Annotated in this window: 22 protein-coding genes and 1 pseudogene; 7 read left to right on the forward strand and 16 right to left on the reverse strand. The window is 53.7% G+C overall.

The genetic code is table 11. The features are described from left to right. Window positions 1–111: 111 nt before the first annotated feature. The 6 genes from AC1D1J_RS16770 (at window position 112) to AC1D1J_RS16795 (ending at window position 3,818) form a co-directional block, all read left to right on the forward strand. The gene (locus tag AC1D1J_RS16770) at window positions 112–576 is read left to right on the forward strand and encodes a hypothetical protein (RefSeq protein WP_477695303.1); all 465 of its coding nucleotides are present in this window, start codon (window positions 112–114) and stop codon (window positions 574–576) included. A 75-nt stretch (window positions 577–651) separates the two neighbouring features. Beyond that, window positions 652–930, forward strand: coding sequence for a YrhB domain-containing protein (locus tag AC1D1J_RS16775; RefSeq protein WP_477695304.1), 279 nt, complete (start codon window positions 652–654; stop codon window positions 928–930). Between the two features lie 23 nt (window positions 931–953). Next, window positions 954–1,196, forward strand: a complete 243-nt coding sequence (locus AC1D1J_RS16780) for a hypothetical protein (RefSeq protein WP_477695305.1) — start codon at window positions 954–956, stop codon at window positions 1,194–1,196. A gap of 719 nt (window positions 1,197–1,915) precedes the next feature. Beyond that, window positions 1,916–2,602, forward strand: coding sequence for an Imm49 family immunity protein (locus AC1D1J_RS16785; protein WP_477695306.1), 687 nt, complete (start codon window positions 1,916–1,918; stop codon window positions 2,600–2,602). Window positions 2,603–2,703: 101 nt separating this feature from the next. Continuing rightward, window positions 2,704–2,964, forward strand: a complete 261-nt coding sequence (locus AC1D1J_RS16790) for a hypothetical protein (RefSeq protein WP_477695307.1) — start codon at window positions 2,704–2,706, stop codon at window positions 2,962–2,964. Between the two features lie 620 nt (window positions 2,965–3,584). After that, window positions 3,585–3,818, forward strand: a complete 234-nt coding sequence (locus AC1D1J_RS16795) for a hypothetical protein (RefSeq protein ID WP_477695308.1) — start codon at window positions 3,585–3,587, stop codon at window positions 3,816–3,818. A gap of 61 nt (window positions 3,819–3,879) precedes the next feature. On the opposite strand, the gene AC1D1J_RS16800 is transcribed toward AC1D1J_RS16795, so the two are convergent. The 10 genes and pseudogenes from AC1D1J_RS16800 to AC1D1J_RS16845 all read right to left on the reverse strand — a co-directional run. Continuing rightward, window positions 3,880–4,230, reverse strand: a complete 351-nt coding sequence (locus AC1D1J_RS16800; protein ID WP_477695309.1) for a hypothetical protein — start codon at window positions 4,228–4,230, stop codon at window positions 3,880–3,882. A 66-nt stretch (window positions 4,231–4,296) separates the two neighbouring features. Beyond that, entirely contained in the window at window positions 4,297–4,680 is a 384-nt protein-coding gene (locus tag AC1D1J_RS16805) for a hypothetical protein (protein ID WP_477695310.1), read from the reverse strand. A 13-nt stretch (window positions 4,681–4,693) separates the two neighbouring features. Then, on the reverse strand, window positions 4,694–5,227 hold the full coding sequence (locus AC1D1J_RS16810) for an HD domain-containing protein (RefSeq protein ID WP_477695311.1): 534 nt from the start codon (window positions 5,225–5,227) through the stop codon (window positions 4,694–4,696). 2 nt (window positions 5,228–5,229) lie between these two features. Beyond that, window positions 5,230–5,688 (reverse strand): N-acetyltransferase family protein, encoded by a 459-nt coding sequence (locus AC1D1J_RS16815; protein ID WP_477695312.1) that lies wholly within the window; start codon window positions 5,686–5,688, stop codon window positions 5,230–5,232. A gap of 643 nt (window positions 5,689–6,331) precedes the next feature. Further along, window positions 6,332–6,757 (reverse strand): DUF7919 family protein, encoded by a 426-nt coding sequence (locus tag AC1D1J_RS16820; protein ID WP_477695313.1) that lies wholly within the window; start codon window positions 6,755–6,757, stop codon window positions 6,332–6,334. A 77-nt stretch (window positions 6,758–6,834) separates the two neighbouring features. Further along, window positions 6,835–7,572: a suppressor of fused domain protein gene (locus AC1D1J_RS16825; RefSeq protein WP_477695314.1), complete on the reverse strand. Its 738-nt coding sequence runs from the start codon at window positions 7,570–7,572 to the stop codon at window positions 6,835–6,837. Window positions 7,573–8,155: 583 nt separating this feature from the next. Further along, window positions 8,156–8,701 (reverse strand): hypothetical protein, encoded by a 546-nt coding sequence (locus AC1D1J_RS16830; protein WP_477695315.1) that lies wholly within the window; start codon window positions 8,699–8,701, stop codon window positions 8,156–8,158. Window positions 8,702–8,859: 158 nt separating this feature from the next. Further along, entirely contained in the window at window positions 8,860–10,194 is a 1,335-nt protein-coding gene (locus AC1D1J_RS16835) for a hypothetical protein (RefSeq protein WP_477695316.1), read from the reverse strand. 109 nt (window positions 10,195–10,303) lie between these two features. Continuing rightward, window positions 10,304–11,530 carry a hypothetical protein gene (locus AC1D1J_RS16840; protein WP_477695317.1) on the reverse strand — a complete coding sequence of 409 codons (1,227 nt, stop codon included), beginning with the start codon at window positions 11,528–11,530 and terminating at the stop codon, window positions 10,304–10,306. A gap of 178 nt (window positions 11,531–11,708) precedes the next feature. Continuing rightward, window positions 11,709–11,917 (reverse strand): annotated as a pseudogene (locus tag AC1D1J_RS16845) (IS3 family transposase); the annotation flags it as partial. A 314-nt stretch (window positions 11,918–12,231) separates the two neighbouring features. Between AC1D1J_RS16845 and AC1D1J_RS16850 the strand changes: the two are divergent. Next, window positions 12,232–13,122: a DMT family transporter gene (locus AC1D1J_RS16850; protein WP_477695318.1), complete on the forward strand. Its 891-nt coding sequence runs from the start codon at window positions 12,232–12,234 to the stop codon at window positions 13,120–13,122. 38 nt (window positions 13,123–13,160) lie between these two features. Here the strand turns inward: AC1D1J_RS16850 and AC1D1J_RS16855 are convergent, their stop codons facing one another. The 6 genes from AC1D1J_RS16855 to AC1D1J_RS16880 form a co-directional block, all read right to left on the reverse strand. Beyond that, window positions 13,161–13,784, reverse strand: coding sequence for an HAD family hydrolase (locus AC1D1J_RS16855; protein ID WP_477695319.1), 624 nt, complete (start codon window positions 13,782–13,784; stop codon window positions 13,161–13,163). A gap of 84 nt (window positions 13,785–13,868) precedes the next feature. Then, a complete protein-coding gene (locus AC1D1J_RS16860) occupies window positions 13,869–14,291 on the reverse strand; it encodes a putative signal transducing protein (protein ID WP_477695320.1) in 423 nt (140 codons plus the stop codon). A 79-nt stretch (window positions 14,292–14,370) separates the two neighbouring features. Beyond that, the gene (locus AC1D1J_RS16865; protein ID WP_477695321.1) at window positions 14,371–14,748 is read right to left on the reverse strand and encodes a hypothetical protein; all 378 of its coding nucleotides are present in this window, start codon (window positions 14,746–14,748) and stop codon (window positions 14,371–14,373) included. Window positions 14,749–14,870: 122 nt separating this feature from the next. Beyond that, window positions 14,871–15,206, reverse strand: coding sequence for a hypothetical protein (locus AC1D1J_RS16870; protein WP_477695322.1), 336 nt, complete (start codon window positions 15,204–15,206; stop codon window positions 14,871–14,873). Window positions 15,207–15,743: 537 nt separating this feature from the next. Then, entirely contained in the window at window positions 15,744–16,106 is a 363-nt protein-coding gene (locus AC1D1J_RS16875) for a hypothetical protein (protein ID WP_477695323.1), read from the reverse strand. Between the two features lie 89 nt (window positions 16,107–16,195). Further along, window positions 16,196–16,495 carry a hypothetical protein gene (locus AC1D1J_RS16880; RefSeq protein ID WP_477695324.1) on the reverse strand — a complete coding sequence of 100 codons (300 nt, stop codon included), beginning with the start codon at window positions 16,493–16,495 and terminating at the stop codon, window positions 16,196–16,198. Window positions 16,496–16,599 lie beyond the last annotated feature (104 nt).

The following is a 16,599-nucleotide window of genomic DNA, read 5'->3' on the forward strand; positions in this document are numbered from 1 at the left end:
TGATCGTCCGAAAGGTGGACAGTGAATTCGATATCAAAACACTTGGCGGAAGTGAGATTACGCGCTGGCTCACTGAACCTAAATAACGTATTGGTCTTCTGCTTGTCCTGCATGGAGCGACAGAAATTCGCTTATGACAAGGCCGCGACAGTAGTCAGCGCCGAAGATTCCGCGTTAGCCAGAGAATTTCTTGATCGTATGTGGGCAGGTCAGTCCCCAAGTAGCCCTTTACCTCTTATCGAACCAAAGTTCGATGCGGAAATGGCCGTTGCAAACTTTGCCTATGCAACTTACACGCTCGTAGATCTAGATTTAGAGAATTCCATTAAATGCTGCGCAGAGATAGCCGAGTTTGGTTTGAATTTGGTTGATTCACTGGCGTATTCTTTGGCCAAAATTCCCGTCACCGGTGCTAATGACGAGTTGCTATTTCAAGGTGAAATTATTCAGACAGAGGTCAACCGTCAAAGAGATAATTTGTCGGTTCTCGAAAGAACTCCCCATCATCAGAATAGAGCTGAACTAAAACTCTCAGCCATGAAGGATATTACTCTTGGATATTGGTACAGCTTGTAAAAAACGCTAGCTTAGGGCGGGAGTGGCGCAAGCAACTTCAGGGCATTAGCCAACTTTCAATTTGGAATACTCTCCATGAGCAACGATTTTGCAAATGCAAGGCAAATGGTAGAGGCGTATCTCCGCACGCTTGAAGCTCAGCCGGGAGGGGTGCCGTACACCGTTCTTGATGAGCGCATCCGAGAGGATGAGGAAGGATGGTATTTCTCGTATCAATCCACAAGCTTTGTGATGACGGGAAATTTTAGTGACTCGCTTGTTGGAAATTGGCCGATATTTTTCCGCCGTAGCGACTCATACATTGGGCCACGTCGGCCAGGAATGCCGTTGCCGCCGTTGCAGGATCAAAGCTAGGCGTGGTCTTTGGAAAATAGATCATGTTGAAAGGAATCGCTGCAGGGAAGTTCCCAAGCGTAGTGTTTAAGCGTCTTGGCGATGCGAATCCCTCGCTTACAAATATTCAGCTAGCGGAATTGTTGGCAGAAGAATTTCCCGAGCTTGATAGCGTTGCTGGTCAATACCTTTGGCGTTGGAAGGGGCCGGGGAAGGACCAAGGACTTTCCGACGAAAATTTGGACAGACTCCTGCTGGAATTGCTTAGAGAAGCTAAGTATCTGTAGATTGCTGAGTTGCGCTGAGTTGCGCTGAGTTGCGCTGAGATCGCCGAAGGCCGGCAGACCAACAGCTATGACTGGCGCGCCATGGCCTTCGGCGGAGACGTCGCCATCGGCGCCAAGAACGTCAGCATCGCCGAGCTCGCAAACCCAATCGCGGCGAAACCGAGCAGAAGTCCAAGCAAACCGGTTTGACGCTGAAAGTATGAAAAATGGAGCACCGCATCAAATACCTAATACAGCTTCTCCTTGAGTTGCGAAGTATTTGCCGAAACGAGGGCGGAGAAGCCTTTATCGGAGGGATAAATTCGGTCATATCTTGGTTATCGCGTGATGATGAACCAGAAGAGGGATGGCGAAATGCACGGGCTGGCTATAGAACTATGACTGAAGCAAAATCCGGGCTCTCTGACTTTTATACTGAACGTGATACCTTCGAGGAAAGATTACTCGCCAATGCACGTCTTGATCAGATTCGCAAGGAACTCTGGACTAGCTTTGATCAATAATTTGTGTTCCTGACAAACGCGTGCGTTGATGTTGAGCTCTGGTGAGATGAATGCATGCATATCTGTTGAACGCCGTCAGAATCTGACAAAGATATGAACGCACCTACCCGCGCAGAAGGCCTTAGGAATATCCTAGATGCTGAGCAAACTAGGCTGCCTGAACTAATAGACTGGGTTTTGCATAAGCGGAAATCGGTACGCTTAGGAAGTGTTTTGATGTCAATCGCGAGCCGGTCCAAAACCAGGGGGATGGCCGAATACTTTTTGGAACAAAACCTGAGTGGTCTTAAGCAGAATTTTTACGTTGCCAGCAAGCTAACTTTAGCGGCCACAAATTTGGATGGCGGCCCAAGCTTCGAAGTCGGCAACGAAATCTTCTATGCACTTTTGTCTGATAGCCCGGAAGTCATCAATGAGATGGCCAGGGTCGAAACCCCGGAATTGCTAACCGACCGGCTCAATCCGTTGAGATCGCGTTTCAAGGTGCATATGTGGCAGTTGGCAATCCTAGGAGACTATGGCGCGTTGAAATTGAAAGTCGACAAACTTGCAAAGAATGGAAAAAATGAGGATCGACAGCTAGCATCCGCGGGGAAGGACTTCTTCACATTGTTGATGCAAGGCGACAAACAGGGGTTAGAAGACCTGGTTCAGAAACACGCACTGACAAGAAGCGGTGATCCACTGACTGAAGACTTTTTGTCATTTTTGGGAGTGCTAGAAGCCAAGCTCTGCTGGCTAAAAGGCATTCCAGTTCAGATCGACAGTCCTTTGGTACCGATGGCACTGATGCCTGTGTCTCCTCTGTCGCATTACGAGGATGTGTACGAATTTCTCCAGCCCGGCTGGACTCCGCCGCCGCAAGGACTAATGGGTAAAGTCTCTCGTTGGATTCATAAGTGATTCTTGAAGGTGAGATTCACTTTGATTGCTGAATTTCGTCGAATCTGGCCCACTTTAGTGGTTGATCCGGTCATCTTTACGTTAGCCGCAGGAGGCGCACGGTGCAATTCGAGGTCGAAGCAGTGGTTTCTGCGAGCGTAGTCGTGTTCGCGCGTCAGCTCTCGCCGGGCACCTTCTTGCTCGGAGCACGTCCGATGCTCGGTGGAGTGCCCATTCGGCCGGAAGTCGTAGTGCCCCGCGCGCTCGATGCCGCTGGTAATCCCCGGCACGACCTGTTTGTGTTTCGGCCCGAATCAGCAGCAGACCTGCCGAAGTTCGTGGTTGGTGAGAAAGTCGCGTTGGAGCAGGGCTATGCAGGCTAACTTTCGTTCGACACGGACACGCAGCGACATTGCGCGCCGGTTAACTGAACGTTAAAGCGCGCGCAACCGTGGCTGGATCCCTACCGTCTAAGCAAACCGAGGCGCTTCGTCTTGTCACAGAGCTTGAGGCACTCTTATGCGCCTATGGTGAGCGCAACTGGATCCGCGGCGTCCGTGGGCTGAAGAACACTCTTACTCATCCCGGCGCACTGAAGGAGGCGGCGGCTTCGTACAGGAATATGCTCGCTGGAAACGGGAGTTTCAGTGACTTCTACATACATGCGGATGACGTGGAGGAACGCCGGCGTCTGAACGAGCCGCTGGACCAACTGCGAGACCATCTTTGGAGGGCGCTCGAAGCATGAGGGCGCATCATTATTGGAGATGATATGCAAAAAAAGTGTGATCTGTATTTTTGTGACGCTGTGAAATCAGATCGACTCAGATTCATCGAATTGTTTGATAAGAGCGTTATCTATGACGGCGAAAAGTCGTATGTAGGTTTCTTGCATGCAAACGCGGATCGGCTTAAGTTGGTATCTGTGGTGTCGGACTTGAGGCATAACGGGATAGCCTGCTTTAATGTTCCGATTGCGTACAGGGATCATGAAACCATATCAATGGAGACTGCTCTTGATCTTGCTACTAAATATGCAGACACCTTTGGGGCATCTGTGGCGACCTCAATACGCCATCAAAAGGTTCCACCTGTATTTTGGGCTTTTGATCTCATACCGGGCAACGCAGAGGCAGAAAAATCGGGCGGCGTTGTCATGATTGATAGGTTAGACGGGCATGTATGGACTTACTCAGAATATGAAGAATATTTGTACGACTACAACAACGTGCTGTAAGTGTGTTGAAAGCCGTCGAAATCTGACCCGACGGGCCACATCGACGTTTCAACTTAACAAGCTACATCACGAAACCGGCGTTGGTCGTGGGCGCTCGCAGTTGATGGCAAAAGTCAGCGAGTGTGCCAGTGAGCCAGTTTGTGCCGACTTCAGTGAACTCGCCGCTAGCAAGAGCCTGCTCACGCGCGCGGTTCAATACCGCCGCCAAAGGGCCGAGTGAATCTGCGAGCGATGTGAAATCGACTACCTTACCGCCCCAGTATTGAGCTAGTTCTTCGGAAAGAAGTACGGATACCGGATCACTGACGCCGAGCATCTCAACTGAAAGATCAGCTGCACGGGATAGAACGTCTTCGATTGCGCCAGACGTTCCCCAGCAGATGGACTTCCCGAACGCGAACGCGGAACTCATTGCGGCCTAGCGTTCGATGCAAGGGCAGCTCGCGCCTTGACGCAAGATATCCCTTGGACCGATGGATTAAGCACCGCGCATCTCATGAAGCACCTGGCGAGCCAAATAGCCGAAGGATGGGCCTGTTCCGGGTCGTGCCTTGAGGGCCGGATACGACGATGTGGCATTGGTGAACTCCTCAACGTTAAGCATTTGCTGGTTGCCCCGAGAAACCATAACCTCAAATTCCCAGAACTCCAGCGAATCGGTAAGCCAGATTCCTGCATGGAGATCGCCTTCTTGCTCGGGCACCGTGCAATAGCGTACCAACAGACCGGCTTGTGACGGCAGGGCACGCTGTTGCAGTGCTGAGTGAAGCCACTGAGGCAGGGCGGCGCCAATGGACGCCGCTCGTTTGATCGTGGCTAGCGTCTCGGCCGCCTGCTGCTGGACGTTGCGTTGAATTGCCATGATGACCGACTTGCTAGCTCGGAGCATCGAAGGCACCGTCAGCCAGCAAAGAATCCAATTCGGTCCACAAGGGGTCACATAGCCCAGCTCGGTAGGCTGCGCCCTTGAATGTGGTGTGCTCACTCCGGTAAAGCTCCCAAAGCGCTTGCTTGTGGTCCTGAACGCAAGCCCGAACATTTGCCAAGCGATCCGCAGCCTTTACCAACAGAGCGAGTTCGGTGGGCCCGCTGACGACCGCCAACTTCGCGTACGTTTTGGCCTTTCGCTCTTTCCGATTAGCACCTGACTCATCGGTCAGGAGGCTAACGCAGGCTGCGACCTTTGACCCAAACCGGCTGTCAATTTCAGCAACGGTTGCGTCCGTGTCTTCGACCGTGTCGTGCAGATACGCCACCGTAACGGCTTCGGCGCCGTAGGGTGCGGCTATAGCTGCGACGGCATCAAGATGGAACGAATACGGATGGTCACCGTATTTCTGCTCACCGTGTGCGGCAACTGCGAAGGCGCGGGCTTCTTGAAGCATAGGAGTCGGCATAGGCAGCAGCATACTCAATTGCTGGCAGGGAAGCGATGAAACATGAAAAATTGCTCGTCTTGTTTCCAACCGCGCGCAGTGTAGACCTGCTGAGCCGAGACATTGGTACGCGCAACGTTCAGCGTCACGCGTGATGCGCCAAAGGACCAGGCGTACGACTCGACGGCGGCCAGTAGCTGCGAGGCAGCCTGCTGGCGACGCACAGCTTTCTGTACGAAGAGGTCATTGAGGATGAAGACCCGTGAGAGAGAGACCGACGAGTAGCTTGGATAGAGTTGAGCAAAGCCTACGGCAGTGCCACTGACCAGGGCGATGAAGACGACAGAATCACTATGAGTGAATCGTTCGGTGAGGAATGAACGACCCGCAGCGACATTGGTTGCCTGGCCTTGGAACTGGCGGTACTCGTCAAACAGAACAGCGAGTTCTTCGAGGTCTTCGACAACAGCTTGGCGAATGGAAATGGTGCTCATGATCGGAGTGGGAAACGGCGTGTCTCTGCTGCCCAACGTCGGACGTGGCCAGCGCATAGCGGTCGAACAATGCTCGCTGACAGTATGTCCGCTTCGATCGAACTGTTAGCCCGTATAGCACGCATAGACGATATCCGAGACCTTCCGTTCCTTCAAAGTTATCACGAGAACGTCCGCCCCTCCCCCATGGAAACGCCACTCTCCATCTGCCATCTGTCCCTTTCCTACTAGCTTAGCCAATTCGCTCGCCTTCGCACCTACACGGAGCGGCGCGCCAATATCCCAATCCGGACTTGAGATGTGAATGGTCCCCCACAGGGGAGGCGCTCCGCTGGAAAGCGTGACCAGGTCGATGGAGAGTCCTTTGAATAGTAGGCTGCGCGTCCTTGGAGCGAACCGATTCTCCCCTTCATAGACCTTTTCTGATACGAAGCCAGGCAAGTGCCGGAGCTTGCGGTAGTCCTTTGCGAGGCGCAGTGCATATGGCCCCTCATTGCATGCAAACCCGTTCAAGTGGCTTTGCCCGATGGGTGACTGTTCAGGCGAGCAAGCGCAACAGGCTAATAAGACTACTACAGCTGCAGCAGATTTGAAATGCATGTGGACTAACGTTTGACTTAGGCGGGCCCGCTTTGACGAAGGGTTAGGCCGCTGCCGCCCTGACAAGACTTCGGCCGCCATTTGCAAGCAGTGCTTTGTGATACTCAAGACTTCGCATGGCTGGACATGCAAGTACCCCCTGGATGAACTCCTCAGGCGGAAGATACCAGTGCGCTGCAATGTAGTGAACGACCGCTACGGGTGCGACGTAGACGCTACCCCCGTACGGCACAAAGACATTGCTGCTGAACACGGGCGCCTCAAACTGACACAGTTCGCACTCGTGCCGACCCGCGCTGACTACGGGTTGCCACGGCTCTGCGCAAAGCTCTTTGAGCTTCTGAAAAAATTCGTACGACACCCTGCCTCGGGCGTATTCGCTCTCACGCGAGAGCCAGCCGACAGCCCGAAGTGCGGCGCACTCCAGCGGCAAGTAGAGACACGGATCGAGGTCTTTGATAGCGGTCATGTGTGGGGCGGCTTAACGTTTGACTTAAGCGGCCCGCCGTAGGCGGGTCCGCTTGAAGGAAGGGTTGGGTGTCTTGCTCACCAAAGGCCCAAGGTTTTTCGGGATACGTCTTTCCTTGAGATTGCCACGACGTCTGTGACGCCTTTCTTGTCGAACCGCTTGGTTAGTTCATCGCTTCCCGAGCGCAACTTGAGATTCATCTCAGACTCGTAGAGCGGGACAGCTGCGTAGAAGGTGACCCGCTTATGGCCAGGAATGTCCAGCTGGTGAAATGGTTGCGGGGCGGTGATTGAAGGAAGAACGATGGCCCCGCAGAGGCTCGTATTGGACGCATATGGCTGCGGTGGATCGCCATTCGGTACAGTGTGCCCCCAGCCAAGCCAGGTTTGATACTTGTGAGGTAAGCGAGCAAGGCTCTTCAAGAGACGTATGGGCCAGTACCATGCCTCATCTTTGAACGATTCTTGATTGAGGAGCCAGTCAGCGGGGAGCGTGATTAGAAGTTCGACGTACTTCGGGATGTCTGGATTCTCAGGAGTCGTCATCGGAAGGTCGCTCATGCCCGAGGTGACCAGCCGAATGAACGGAAAGTCCTTTGTTGGCTTCACAAAGTGAACGTCGATGTGGACAGTGTCCGACACGATCTCGTGAAAGACTGTCTCGACTGGGCCAAGGTGCTTTTCAATGTGAGCGGATATCTGCTCTATGAATTCTTCGCCTTTAGGTGACTCCCAGGCACTCGCCTCACCGTGCCTGTAAATCGGGCTTCCGCTCATTGAAGTGAGCTGCGCGGATTTAGGCTGTTCATCGTTCACTGCTATCCCCCAAAAGGCGCCCAACGTCTGATGGCATTCTATGTCGCCACGTCTATCATTCTCAATTTCCCTCTCCTTTTAAAACAAGCAGGGTAGTGCCTGCATGGCTCAGATTTCGACAGTATTCAATACGACGTGGATTTAAACAACCCGATTTATGGCAGTACATGCCTAGCAATGTCGATCAATCGCGCAACCTCGCGCGCATCTTCTAAGGCCCCTAACCGTCTCCGAGATAGCGCCTTCGCGTTTTCCACGATATCGGCACACAATGCAATCGCTAGGTCTTTCCGCCAAGCGACGATTCCGGACTCATCTAAGGGAGGGTTTGCGTGCTGATGTGCATATATCTGGTTGCCAGGACTAGTCCGTTCCAGTACTGTGGTGGCGGTTATCGGATCGGCGGTAAATGATCCAGGATCATCGACATTCCCGTGCACGGTTGTCGTAAATGCTTCTACGTCGTACAGCCATTGTTCGAAGGCGTTATGGCCAGCGAAGAATTGGTTGGTCAATCCGCTACCCAGCGTGACTGGCCCAAGAGACTGATTTACTCGAAGCAGATCGGCTGCAGCGCTTTCGTTTAGGCTTCGTAGCTGCTTTGCAGACTTCCGGGGCGTGCTGGATCTAGGAGAGGAACAATCACTGTTTGATGCAACTGCGACCTGGTCATAAAAATCTCTCCCGTGGAGAAACCCGCCAGTTTCATCGTGGGGAGAAGGACTGCCACGGCCGCAAGCGCTGTTGGAGCTACACCAGTACCATACGTAGAACTGGAGTATGCCAAAGTGCGGATGTCCTCAACACATCGGACAATTCTTTTACGCATTTCGTCATTCAGTTTTCCTCCATTACTAAGAGGTGCGAGTATCGCAGCGAGGTTCAATAGCGCGCCCTTTAGCCTGCCTAAATACTCTGTCCGAAACGAGGCTAGCAATTCATCGCGGAAATCCACCCTCAATCGCTTTAGGTCTGCAATGATGACTTCGGTATTGTGAAGAATGGCGTCAAGTTTGTCGGAAACCTCATTTCTCCATCGGGTAAAAGTTCGTTTCTCCTCAATTTCCTTTGCGGCGCTGGCGACCTCCGCAATGATCTCGAATGCAACGGTTGCTGTTGTCGGTTCCATAGCTGATCTTCCTCTGTTTGTAAAACGTTGGTGGCGCGCGAATGTTAGTAAGAAATGCACTACCTCTATGTGGGCGCAATTGGAAGATGGTGTTTTTCCAATGATTTGGTCTTTGCGAGGGATCGGATGTAGTTGATCTCGCGCTCCACTTTCTCTGATTACTGACAGGCTTTAGCGCTAACCGCTAATCCACAAATCCATGGCTTGTAAGACACAGGCATAACAGCACCTGCGTAGTTGCTGGCTGCACAGGCTGCGAGCTGGGCCGGCGGTTGCAGATTGGAGAAGCCGGCATCGGTGGACAAAAAGCTCACGAGCCCAGTTAGGCGCCGTTGCCCACTGACTTTTTTGCCCTTTTGGCATTCGCAACCACCGTTTTCGTAACCTGCAAATACAGCGCCGCCAGAGTCGCCTGGGCAGACAGTGGTCTGACCTGCATTTTGCGAAGGATTCCAGGTGAATTTTCCAGTATTCACATCACCACTGCCGCTGCGATTCCAGCCAACCTGGAGATGAAAGAACTCCCAAAACGGCGGTGCAACTTTTCCAAATGCAACCAGAGTGGAGGTGCCTGCGCTGGAGGATGGCGTAAATACCGGGTAATCAATATCGGCACTGATGGGCCTGCTCAGCTGGATAAGCGCGATGTCTTTAGCGGGCATGCGTGGCGCATCTACATCTGCATTCTGGTCAACGTGGAAAACATCCTCAACATGAAGTTGCGTCCACGGGCAGACACCGGATGCCTGTTTGTCAAAACAAGCCCTGGGAAAGGTCGATAACGCCGCGCTCTGCCCCAAGAAAAGAACACGCTCGCCAGCCCATGGCGTGGGGAGTTCAGTATTGACCATTGCGCCTTTCTTCCAGACCCCGCCAGCAACAGCCTGATCCGCAACACAATGCAACGCCGTCAGGACCCACCGGGGCGACAGGGCGACAAAAGCGCATACGCCAGTCAGCTCGACCTCGCCCGGAGTGTTGGCGTTTGAAACGACTCGAATGATTCTTCCTACTTCAGGAAAATCAGAACCGAAGGCGCCGGACATCTGCGCCGCACCCGGTTTGACCTCGAACGGATCTGGGATAGGAGTCCAACAGGAATTGCCATTGACCGTGACGATGCGGGACGGTGTGCGGGGAATCACAACCCTACCGGCGGGTTTTCCTGGCAAAAACAAATCCGTATTGGCGTGTAGATTGATGCCCAGGTGCCTCAGCGTGACCTCTCGTAGACTGAGGACCTTTGCGCGGAACTCCGGAACTTCAAACTCGGTAGTGCTGACCATTGCCAAAGGTTTTCCCACCAGATCGGCAAGCTTTTTCTCTCCAAAAAAATGACGTACCTGCTGATAGGCCACTTTGCTTTCAGTGGTATCGGTGCTTGCACCCGCATTGAGTTTGCTTTCAGCTGATACCCGAGCCAAACTGACTAGGCTGGCCCATTGCGCGTTGCCCGCATTCTTTTCCGCTGCAAGCTGCTGGGCGCTGCACATGCTCTCTTGCGGCTTGCAATTACAGGCTGCTTGGGCCGCCATCGCGCCGGCAGCGCCTGCGCATGTAATGGCGAGTACCAGACTACGGACAGTCGAGCGCATCACGGCCCTATTTGACAGGACCCCCGGGCGGAGTCAAGGGAATTTTTATGTTGTCGGATGCCGGAGTCGGACTCAAGGCCGCTATGACGTTGATGGCACAGGACTTACCATCAGCGGTGGGTTTGACATCAAGGGCTACTGAGCGATAGCCGATAGCCACCGGCCTGTCAAAAATGCGCCTCATATTGATGGTAGAACTGCTGCCGTGTTCATATGCCAACGAGACACCTGGTACGGCGTTTCGCGCAGACAGAATTTGCACGATCCCTCCCGCGACGGACCCCATCTGCTGCAAAGTGGTCGAAGTTTGCGGGTTGCCCACGACTGCCGGATTAGTGACTACACCAGTCGGGGAAACCGATGGGAGTGTCGCGGCGGTTGCGTTCTGACGATCACGCGCAACACCTAACGCCATTGCATTTTTACTCTGGATGTTCACGTCAATCGCGCGCGTGTAGTAGACCTCAGTGACAAGGTGCATCTGGCCCGGGCGGGCGGGGCTGGTTGAGTTAGCAATCTGGCCTCCGATGATCGCTGCGGTGCAGAGCTGACTACGGCTGGCGGAACTGGCAATCGCATCCCAGGCCGCTGCTACCGGCACTCCGTAGGACTCTGCGACAGGGATCGAAATGGACGCCTCGGCCACATCTTCAAAGGACAGTCCAAGGGGTGTGAACATGCCCTGTATGGGAATGATCGCTCCCAGTGAGCCCTTGTCGATTTTTACACTCATGAAATCGGGAAAACCCACCAACCGCGTGCGATTGGCCTTGCCTTGAGTGAAAAGGGTGTCGGCCCCCGCGGTGACGTCTGTGGACTGACTCCCGGTGGCGATGGTCATTCCCGTGGCACTCATGGTCACAGTTCCCACGCTGGAAGTTGTTCTGGCGAAATCCGGGCGGTTGTTGTAGTGCGCCACTGCGAGTTTGGTGACATCCGGCAAGAAAGCCAGGTTCACCGACAATGGCATAAATTCGGCAGGTTTTAGGATTCCGTGTGCGCAATAGTTCTGTGCATCCGATTCGCCTGCTGTCTCAAGCCAATACACATCTCCTACCTGAAGATCCTCCCGCGGGGGAAACAGCGGACGGACCTGCATCTCGCGAATCTTGCAACTCCAGTCGCGGGCGAGCTTACCAGGCGCTGCATTATTTGCGCAGCCGACCAGTAGTACTGTGAAGAGCAAGGCAGCGATAACCGCAGCGAAACTTCGACACTGGTTCTTGATGTTCATGGCACCTCCCTTTATTGTTTTAGGAAGTTTCATTGAATCATCGCGCCAATGTTTTTCCCATCCTCTAAATAGGTGAGATGGGTTGGGGATGAGATGTGATTAAGTCACTTGTTTTTCTGCGAGGAACGTCGTGCGAAAATCCTGACGGTCGGGGGTACGGATAAATACTTGGACTGGTTTATGCCGTAAGTCCAAGGCTCTCTCGGTATTCGATGGGGCCAAGAGAGCCAAGAGAGAGCTTGATCCGCTTCTCGTTGTACCAGCGGATGTATGAGTCTAGTACCTGAATGAACTGCTAAATGTGGTTGTGGTCCTCCAGTCCCGATGGTAGAACAGTTCCGTTTTCAGCCGCCCGAAGAAGCCTTCGCATGCAGCGTTGTCATCTGATTCCCGCAATGTCCAACGACTGGTGACATTCGGTGTCCCCAGGTCTATCACTCCTATCCCCCTCTGCTTTTGAAACAAGCAGCGTAGTGCCTACGTGGGTTAGTGTTGATGGAAACTATTGCGCTAATTAGGTCCGATTTCGACCGAATTCAACAGAACTTGGTTCGTATAGAAGGCCTGTCGCAATCAACCGGCAATATGATCAACTTGCACGCGCTGCTGTTGGGAAAATCGACAGGGTTGCACTTCGATCCCTTCATTGGGAGGGATACCAGAATATCGTTCACGCAGTCTGAAATCAAGAAAGTTCAAACATGCTGGGTCGAAATTGGATTTTGTTGATGGTCACGTCGGCCAGCTTCGCAACGTCTCTTACCTTCAACAAAGTCATTGTTTTAGAAATCGGACCCTTTACCCTTGCGTTTTTGCGCACCGTATTGGCCTTGCCGCTGCTTCTAGCCATTTTGCCGCTCCTGGGAGCCAACAAGCAGCATACTTTGCAAGCGATCAGACCAGCCCTGTTGGCGGGATTGTTGTTGGTCGCAATCCCGTTCACCGCCATTTCCTACGGGCAGCAGACAATTGCCAGCGGGCTTGGGGGGATTCTCTACGCCTCCATGCCACTTTTTACAATCGTGTTTGCCAATTTCATGATTGAAGATGAACGGATTACCGCAATTAAGATCATAGGCATATTGGTTGGCATGGGTGGTGTCGCTATAGCCATCGGGCCAGGCATTCTGATTAACGGCATCGGCCATAACGTCAAAGGTGAGTTGGTCACACTGATCGCTCCACTCAGCTATGCGCTTGGGACCGTTTATTTGCGACGGCATCGCAACCTGCATCCCGTCGCATTGTTCAGCGCTATGTTCATCGTGGCGAGCTTGGTCATGCTGCCAGTTATTTTCCTTTTGGAAGAACCTCTCCTGATGCGTCCCAGCAATGGAAGTCTTGTGGCACTGGCCGGATTGGCCACAGTTGGCACCGCTCTTCCCGCCGTGCTGAATTACCTGCTGATTCAACGTGCCGGTGCAACAAATGCTTCGCTCAGTATGTTTTTCACACCGCTTTTTGCCATTGCTTACGGCGCTTTTTTGCTTGGCGAGCGGTTGCCGCCTCAGGCTTTGTGCGGATTGGTGTTGATCATCCTGGGAAGCGTCATTGTCACGCGGCTGAAGAATTGGCCCGGAAAATCGGGATAGATTGGATCTGCCTCAAAGTGCGCCGCTGTTTCCGCGATTCAGTGATTTACGATCACGCCGAAGCCGGCTAACTGGCGCTGAAGCCCAGACGCACCGCTTGAGCCAAAGAAAACCATTGCGTTGAGCCCTGCTTGTTTTGCAGCCTCGACGTTTTCAGCTCTATCGTCCAGGAATAGCACGGCGCTTGCATCGCAGCCAAGTTGTGCAACGACTTTCTCGAAGAAACCAGCCTTGGGCTTAGCTACGCCGACGACGCACGAATAGAACTCCGTGTCGAATAGAGCCCTGTAGTTCAGCGCTTCAGACATATGCTTTGCGCGAGAGGTCTGCTGATTGCTCGCGATGTGGCATCGAATGCCCGAGCGGCGAATGGATTGGACGGATTGCATGACATCTTGGTGAATTTCGATTGCATGAATTACGCTCAGTGCTTCGGAGAGAAAGCCTGATCGGCCCCACTTCGCTAGTACTGCATCGAGCCGCTCAGTGAAACCGCCTTCGCCTTCGAGCACTTCGGTTTCAGCTTCGAATACGTCAGCTAGGACAGCTTTGGCTTGCGTCTCGTCTTCGAGCTTGAGAACGGACTGAAGCGCAGGTTGCCAGTGTCTTGTTGCGTACTGGAGAACGCCATCAGCATCAAAGAGGATGTTTTCTATGGCCACGAAACACTCATAGGCTTTGGCTAGTAAGGAAGGACGCTCAACGAGCCTGCAGTAGAGGGTCCGCCTTGACTGACCTGTTAGAGCTCACCACCTGAGCTCATTGCACGAAACGCACCGAAGTTCTTTCGCCGGCGGAAAAATTGCACGGCCGACGAATAACAGCATAACCGCGAGCGTGATCGCGGGCCAACTCTTACGCCCTACAAACTGCTCCGACCCGCAGCGCACGCACTGCATGACCTCAGATGGATAGGACTCGGCTAAGGCAGCCTCAAGTTCTCCGCGATCGCGCAATGTCAGGATATCCCGCGCTTGCTCAACATGCTCGCGACGGACGAGCAAGCGAACGCCACCGAAAACCATAGACATGGGCCACCAAACCGCCACGATATGCTCGCTTCCAAGGAAGGCCGGAATGCCCTCAGATTCCAGAAGTGCCCGAGCGACGTGAGCTTCCCACGGGCTCGTATGAACCTCGACGACGATGAATGCTATGACTTGGTTCAAAAGTGAGCTCTAACGTTTGACATGAATGGCGGGCGACAGCAGGCGAAGTCTGGTGTTGCACGTCCGCTCGATAGAAGGGTTAGGCGCTTTGGATATAGCGATCGAACTCCATGACTCTTGGCGCTGTACTTGGAAAATTACGGTAGTAGTGAACTGCCGCTTCGTACTTCTCGAAGTCGCTCGACCGTCGGCCAAAGGCAATAAGAGAAACAACGGCAGCGCACTGATCCAGCCAATAGATGTCGTCTGAGTACTCATGGGCTCGGCTCATCCCAAGGTCCACGGCCTTGGAATGCAAGTCGGTAGCAAGCGTCATGGCTGACTGATGCCACGCGATGTCCCTATCGCCAGTACCGAACGAACCAACATCCTGGATAAAGAAAAGATAGCGATCGTAGAGTGACGAGTCGGCGTCAACGAAGCGCGAGCACTTCGGTGGAAGATTCGTTGCGGCCATGACCTGAAGCGCCTAACGTTTGACATGAAGGGCGGCCGCAAGCAAGCGAAGCTTGCTTTTGGACGTCCCCTCGATGGAAGGGTTAGGCGCTGCCGAGAACAACTCCATGCACTGGCTGTCGTTCAGCATGCTAGAGCACCCATCTCAACCTGATCGTCAGGCCGCAGCAGAAATGTCAGATCCTGTTTGGAGCATATCTCTTCGGACTCGCGAATGACATGGACGTCAACAATCCACTCTACTTCGCCATTGAGCTTCTGGAGTTCAAAGTACTTGACTTCAGTTTGTCCAGGAAGTGGCGCCGTGCATGGCCGAACTAGAACATTGAACTTACGGCCATACTCTTCTAATGCGGCGCCGAGAGTCGTTGCTTCCGAGCTCAGCGGAGGATCGACACGAATCGACTTGCCGTCGGAGAACGTGTATTTCGAGTTGTGAGGACCAGAAATGAGAGGCATAGCGGCGCCTAACGGTTGAGCTGAGCGGCGCGCGCTGCTGTATGGGCTCGGCACTTTATCCCTCACGCGTCCGCTCCAGCGATTTGTTAGATTTCCCTTCACTTCACCACTCATGTATTGATCGGAGCGGTCCGAGCCTTACCGCGACTAGAACGATGATGGCACACCAAAACAAGATGCCGAGCACTGCCGCTCCGGCGATCGGGAAAATATCCGCACCGCGAATACCGACTTGAGCAGAACCAAGAGCACGAGTGTACCGAGGCTTTCTGCGGCCCAGGCTAAGCAAGAACAGAAGCACCTCTCCAGTTGCTGTGAACGGCGCGTGTAATCGGAAGAGAAGGAGCAGGATCTCCACTAAACCCAGCAGGGCAGCGGCCGCTGAAGCAACGGTAAGTATTGTCACTACAGCGTGCATGGGCGAAGGAAATCTAACGTAAAGATGACCGGACCACCAACACGAGCGGCGAAGCCGCATCCTGCTGTTGTGGGTCCGTGTCGATTGACAAGTTAGATTGCTGCACGCACACGCTGCAACTACCCGCCGAAGAGCGCGACGCATGTGGCGGCGATGCAGAAGAATGCACCGAAAACTCCACCTGTAACGACCGCCCCAGGAGAAAGTGCCAATTCATCACGGCGTTTCGCAACTGCAATCGCCCCCGCCAAGGACATGAACGCAACATACGCGACGAAGGACAGCGGCAGCCATTTCGGAACATCAAACTTCGCCGTCCACCAGACGTAGAACGACGCGCCTGCCCAAACATACTCGAAGAATGAAAAGGCGATGGTAACCGCTGATGCCCGACCGGCAGCCGTGGAGAGGACGTACGCATCGACCACTTGCGCTGCGCCAACAAAGGTACAGAGAAGCACATAGAGCAGATCGGGTGTCAATTGCTGCAATCTAACGTTGGAAGTAACCGGACCGTAACCCCCGCGGCGGAGCCGCCTCCTGCAGTTGTGGGTCCGCGTTGACCGACATGTTAGCCTTCATCGCGCAGCCCCGGATCCTCGTAGCGACTCCACTCGCCGCCAACCTCAGTACGCCGCGCGGACCAACCCAAAGGCAGGTCAGCAAGCGACTCCAGGGAAGGATCGGCGTCGACAAGCGATTTCAGAGTAACTAACAGGGCAGCATCCATCGAGAAATGACCGCCATGAAGAAGCGCCCACCCACCGTCATCTGGGTAGTGCGATGCGAGAAGTACAGGTCTTTCACCGCGAATCACTTCCACCGCGGTGACCGTCAGCTCATTCGGTGCATTCAGGAAGGGCCAAGTCATGATGAATGTTCGCGAAGGCTAACGTAAAAATGACCGGACCACCAACATGAGCGGCGAAGCCGCAGCCTGCTGTTGTGAGTCCGTGTCGATTGACCAGTTAGCCC

The sequence above is a fragment of the Polaromonas sp. P1_F8 genome (assembly GCF_056405635.1).

Coding starts and splice junctions, on each gene's coding strand:
- AC1D1J_RS16770 (WP_477695303.1), top strand. CDS start 112: ATGGAGCGACAGAAATTCGCTTATGACAAGGCCGCGACAGTAGTCAGC.
- AC1D1J_RS16775 (WP_477695304.1), top strand. CDS start 652: ATGAGCAACGATTTTGCAAATGCAAGGCAAATGGTAGAGGCGTATCTC.
- AC1D1J_RS16780 (WP_477695305.1), top strand. CDS start 954: ATGTTGAAAGGAATCGCTGCAGGGAAGTTCCCAAGCGTAGTGTTTAAG.
- AC1D1J_RS16785 (WP_477695306.1), top strand. CDS start 1,916: ATGTCAATCGCGAGCCGGTCCAAAACCAGGGGGATGGCCGAATACTTT.
- AC1D1J_RS16795 (WP_477695308.1), top strand. CDS start 3,585: ATGGAGACTGCTCTTGATCTTGCTACTAAATATGCAGACACCTTTGGG.
- AC1D1J_RS16800 (WP_477695309.1), bottom strand. CDS start 4,230: ATGAGTTCCGCGTTCGCGTTCGGGAAGTCCATCTGCTGGGGAACGTCT.
- AC1D1J_RS16805 (WP_477695310.1), bottom strand. CDS start 4,680: ATGGCAATTCAACGCAACGTCCAGCAGCAGGCGGCCGAGACGCTAGCC.
- AC1D1J_RS16810 (WP_477695311.1), bottom strand. CDS start 5,227: ATGCTGCTGCCTATGCCGACTCCTATGCTTCAAGAAGCCCGCGCCTTC.
- AC1D1J_RS16815 (WP_477695312.1), bottom strand. CDS start 5,688: ATGAGCACCATTTCCATTCGCCAAGCTGTTGTCGAAGACCTCGAAGAA.
- AC1D1J_RS16820 (WP_477695313.1), bottom strand. CDS start 6,757: ATGACCGCTATCAAAGACCTCGATCCGTGTCTCTACTTGCCGCTGGAG.
- AC1D1J_RS16830 (WP_477695315.1), bottom strand. CDS start 8,701: ATGGAACCGACAACAGCAACCGTTGCATTCGAGATCATTGCGGAGGTC.
- AC1D1J_RS16835 (WP_477695316.1), bottom strand. CDS start 10,194: ATGTGCAGCGCCCAGCAGCTTGCAGCGGAAAAGAATGCGGGCAACGCG.
- AC1D1J_RS16840 (WP_477695317.1), bottom strand. CDS start 11,530: ATGAACATCAAGAACCAGTGTCGAAGTTTCGCTGCGGTTATCGCTGCC.
- AC1D1J_RS16850 (WP_477695318.1), top strand. CDS start 12,232: ATGCTGGGTCGAAATTGGATTTTGTTGATGGTCACGTCGGCCAGCTTC.
- AC1D1J_RS16865 (WP_477695321.1), bottom strand. CDS start 14,748: ATGGCCGCAACGAATCTTCCACCGAAGTGCTCGCGCTTCGTTGACGCC.
- AC1D1J_RS16870 (WP_477695322.1), bottom strand. CDS start 15,206: ATGCCTCTCATTTCTGGTCCTCACAACTCGAAATACACGTTCTCCGAC.
- AC1D1J_RS16880 (WP_477695324.1), bottom strand. CDS start 16,495: ATGACTTGGCCCTTCCTGAATGCACCGAATGAGCTGACGGTCACCGCG.